Here is a 4420-nt window from a genome sequence, read left to right as displayed (position 1 = left end):
TAACAATTAACAATTAACAATTAACAATTAACAATTAACAATTAACAATTAACAACCAACCATCAACCATTAATAATTATATTAGCCCCTAGTCAATTTAACCAATACGATATCGAAAGGGAATGGAAAAATTACCATCATTTCCGAAACGAAAGGAACACCGCTATGAGAATACAGAAAATGTGGCCTATACTTTTTTTATTAACGCTATTGTTGCTCCCCTCATTTCTTGGATGGACCCAACAAACAGGCGAACTTCCAATGTATAAAAAGGCCAAAATAACAAAAGATTGGCTGCTTGGACCCATCGATGCCAAAACGGAAGTATTTACCAATGTGAAAGGAGAATTAATCCTGAGCAATGGTTTGATTGGACGTGTTTTTAATGTGGAGAAAGGTGGGGCAACAGTAGGCCTTGAAAATGAGATGACCGGGGAGCAAATGCTAAGATCTATACGGCCGGAGGCAATGGTCACAATAGACGGAATGGAACTACCTGTAGGAGGATTAATCGGTCAACCCATTCACAATTACCTACTGGGCGAGTGGGTTGATCAAATGGAGGTAAACCCTGCAGCCTTAACGCTGAAGAATTATGAAGTTGGAGAAACTCAGCCACGTTTTGCTTGGCAAAAAAGGCTGGAATGGATGCCCAAGGACATTCCTTGGCCTGCACCTGGTAAGCGATTGACTTTTACTTATGTTGCGGATGATGCTTTGCTTAATTACCTGGCAGCAAAGGCCTCAACAGATCTTGGTAGAACGGTAATGTTTAATGATAATTTTGCTCAGCTTAAAGATTCCTGGAAACTTACTGCTTCCAAAGGAGATGAGCGAAATTCTTTTATCAATGAAGGCAAGGCAGGGGAAATCATGGCCTTGGCCAATAATTCCGTAGTGGCTGAGAGAGATAGTCCGGAGGAAACGAAGGTATGGATAGTACAATTAGACCCGGGAACAGATCAGTCTGCAAGCTGGGGGCCGGGTATGGCCTTGGTCAATGGCAATGGTGGTGTATATAAAATAAACCTCAGAACCCAGGATCGTACTTTTGGTGTTTTCGATGGCCAAAAGGAAAGCAGTCAGGGGGAATATGAGGAGGGCAAACCTATTTTTCTTCGTGCGGAAAGAAAAGCTTCCAAATTGTCTTTTTCTTATAGTTATTCAGATGACAATTACGAACACCTTGTCGACATCAAAATAGATTCCAGTCCAATAATTAAGCTAAGGCTTGGAAAAATGGATCCCAAGGGAGGATTTGAGGATTTTGCCACACAAGGAAACCAGGGCAGAAGTCATGTGATGGAGGTCAAGCTTCTGGGTGAACAAAAAGAAACGGATAAAGCTGCTCTGAAAGCCCGATACAATTACCTGAAAGCAATCAAAGTACAGGTGCATTACGAGCTTTTTGACGGGATTCCACTACTCTCTAAATGGATAACCGTGGAGAATGGAAGCGATCAAAAAATTAAAATTAACACCTTTAAAAGTGAAATATTGGCCCTGGTAGAACCGGAAAGTGCTGTGGACGCCAAGACAGAGTGGAAAAAACCCAATATATCAATTGAAACTGACTTCCGCTTTGGAGGCATGTCCAATGACAACCTGTATTCCAGCAGTATTGCCTGGAACAATGACCCTTTGTATAAAACCCAAGTGAATTATGGCCTACAAACGCCCGTGCTTTTGGAAGCCTATCCTAAGCTTGGCCCCATGAAAAGCCTTGCTCCGGAGGAAACTTTTGAAAGTTTTAGGACCTGGGAATTGTTCCATGACAGTTGGGACAGGGAGAGAATAGGACTAGCGGAAAGAAGAATGTACAGGTCTCAGGCGCCTTGGGCAACAGAGAACCCTATGATGATGCATGTTCGCAATGCCGACAATGCTGCTGTCAAAAAAGCCATCGATCAATGCGCAGAAGTGGGCTTTGAGATGGTGATCATGACTTTTGGAAGTGGTTTTCAGATAGAAAATGACAGTCCGGAAAATATTAATAGAATGAAAGAATTGGCAGATTATGCACATGTCAAAGGAATCGCCTTGGGCGGGTATTCCTTATTGGCAAGTAGGAGCATCAATAAAGAAAATGATGTCATCATGCCGCAAGGCTTACAACCTCGTTTTGGCAATTCCCCTTGCTTGGAAAGTGAATGGGGGATCAATTATTTTGAAAAGCTGTATAATTTTTATAGTAAAACCGGACAGGATATCCTGGAACATGATGGGAGTTATCCCGGAGATGTATGTGCCAGTCATGAGCATCCTGGACACGAAGGACTTGAGGATTCGCAGTGGAACCAATACCAAAGAATCAAAACCTTTTATGAATGGGCCAGGGGTAAAGGCATTTTTCTCAATGTGCCCGATCATTATTTTATGGCAGGAAGCAATAAAACGGGTATGGGCTATCGGGAAACCAATTGGTCCTTGCCCAGGGCCCAGCAAGAAATCATCGAAAGACAAAACATTTATGACGGCACATGGCAGAAGACCCCTTCAATGGGCTGGATGTTTGTACCACTGGTTGAATACCATGGGGGAGGGAAAGCCGCTACCATAGAGCCCTTGAAGGAACATTTGCCCCATTATGAACAACGTTTGGCCAATCTTTTTGGTGCAGGTGTACAGGCCTGTTTTAGAGGGCCACAGCTTTATGACAGCCCACAAACCAAGAAGATAATTCTTAAATGGGTGAATTTTTACAAGCAACACCGGGAAGTTTTGGATGGAGACATTGTGCACCTGCGAAGACCTGATGGCAGGGATTACGACGGGCTCCTTCATGTCAATCCCCTTGGAGAGGAGAAAGGACTGCTTATGCTTTACAATCCATTGGATGTGCCCATACAAAAAGATATTTCAGTGAACCTGTATTATACAGGACTTGAAAATGAGGCCAGGCTGCTGGACAATAAGGGAAATATAACAAGCCTGGAATTGAATAGAGATTATACGATAGAGCTGCCTGTCAATATTCCACCCAGGTCTCAGCAGTGGTTTGTGATCAAATAATATTGATGGGTAGGTAAGGTCCTTTCCCATAGCTTTTTGTAGCGTTTTCAAGGTCCCTTTTGTACTGAATAAAAGCAGCTGTGAAGATTAGAGAATTATTATTTAAAACATAGGTTTGTTTAGTTTTCAGCCTTTGTCTTTTTATTCGTTTATGGCTTTAATTAATATTGATCAATATGAAGATACTGGAGGTTTTTAAAGGTACATGGATAATTTTGGTAGGGATTGTTATTCTTTTATCGATCCTTGTGGCTTGCCAGAATAACGATGAACTACCTGTTTTTCATGCCTAAGGGTACCTCATTGGTCAGCACCCCTGCGTTGGCGATGATACAGTAATAACAAATAAAGGAGAAGGTAAAGGATATCTGGTGGAAACCATAGGTGCTAACCCCGATACCTTAATGCTGTTTGGGGTACCAGCTGATATGTTTGATGTTCCACTAGAATGGCACAGTTCTTTGCCAGAAGAGAATCGTGACATGTTCAAAATGAAATTTTCCTATCAGAGATCGGAAGAAAACATTGGTTCACGATACCATTGTATTGGTTATTTTCCAGAGCATATATTGCGCTATCTGAATCCAGGATATATTGTTGTTAAAGCAGAAAAAATTAATTAAAGGTAAATCCCAAGATCTGGATAGGTAAATCTGGATATTTATTAACAGCCATTTAGAATCTTTACAGAAATAGTAGAGTCCTGATTATTATAGAATTTGGCTTTGGGAGAATTTATGAGCTGATAACCATTCATTTTCAAACCCGAATTTAAATCAAACACTTGGACCACCGCAATGGAACCGAAACGCGGCAATTAAGGGAAGAATAAGAACTTTTCCTAAAAGATTTCAGCTACTGTTTGCATTAGCCAATCCATTCTGTAGTCAAAACCCTGCTTTAAAGAAGAATTTTTTTTCTCACGGTCATTGTTAGGTTCTTGGCTAGTGTAGATGACATTTAAAATTGCTAGGTGATCCTTTTGAACTTGAAAAATGATTTTCGATAACTCCATTTAAAAAAACCTTCGAATGTTGCCTGGATTGCTAGGGTAATATCCATCTAGCTGTGTTTGTCAGGATTAATGACCAGTTCTTTGGTAGACCGAATGATTTCTCGTCTTACGCTAATGATCCTTTAGGGCTATATTGGTTTTTTCACTTTCGTGTCAGGCTTAGCCTGAACACCAAAGTGAAAAAACCAAGAGGTTCTCGCTCAAATGTCCCTTTGCCCTTCGGCAAGCTCAGGGACCACCTTCGACAATCTCGGGTACCAGTATTTCGACAAGCTCAGGTACCGGTAGGGAAGTCCAACCATCCCAAACACCAGCAATAGATTCTTGAAGTATTTACGTTAAAAAACAATTAACAATTAACAATTAACAATTAACAATTAACAATTAACAATT

2 protein-coding genes are annotated in these 4420 nt (G+C 41.0%); both read left to right on the top strand.

Annotated elements, in window-relative coordinates:
* Positions 1-165 precede the first annotated feature (165 nt).
* Positions 166-3012 carry a hypothetical protein gene (locus AAC073_RS24885; RefSeq protein ID WP_339926496.1) on the top strand — a complete coding sequence of 949 codons (2847 nt, stop codon included), beginning with the start codon at positions 166-168 and terminating at the stop codon, positions 3010-3012.
* A 371-nt stretch (positions 3013-3383) separates the two neighbouring features.
* Positions 3384-3635: a hypothetical protein gene (locus tag AAC073_RS24880; protein ID WP_339926495.1), complete on the top strand. Its 252-nt coding sequence runs from the start codon at positions 3384-3386 to the stop codon at positions 3633-3635.
* Positions 3636-4420: the final 785 nt, after the last annotated feature.

The sequence above is a fragment of the uncultured Cyclobacterium sp. genome, from assembly GCF_963977555.1.
In the GTDB taxonomy this organism is placed as follows: domain Bacteria; phylum Bacteroidota; class Bacteroidia; order Cytophagales; family Cyclobacteriaceae; genus Cyclobacterium.
This window is presented reverse-complemented; position numbering and strand designations above follow the sequence as displayed.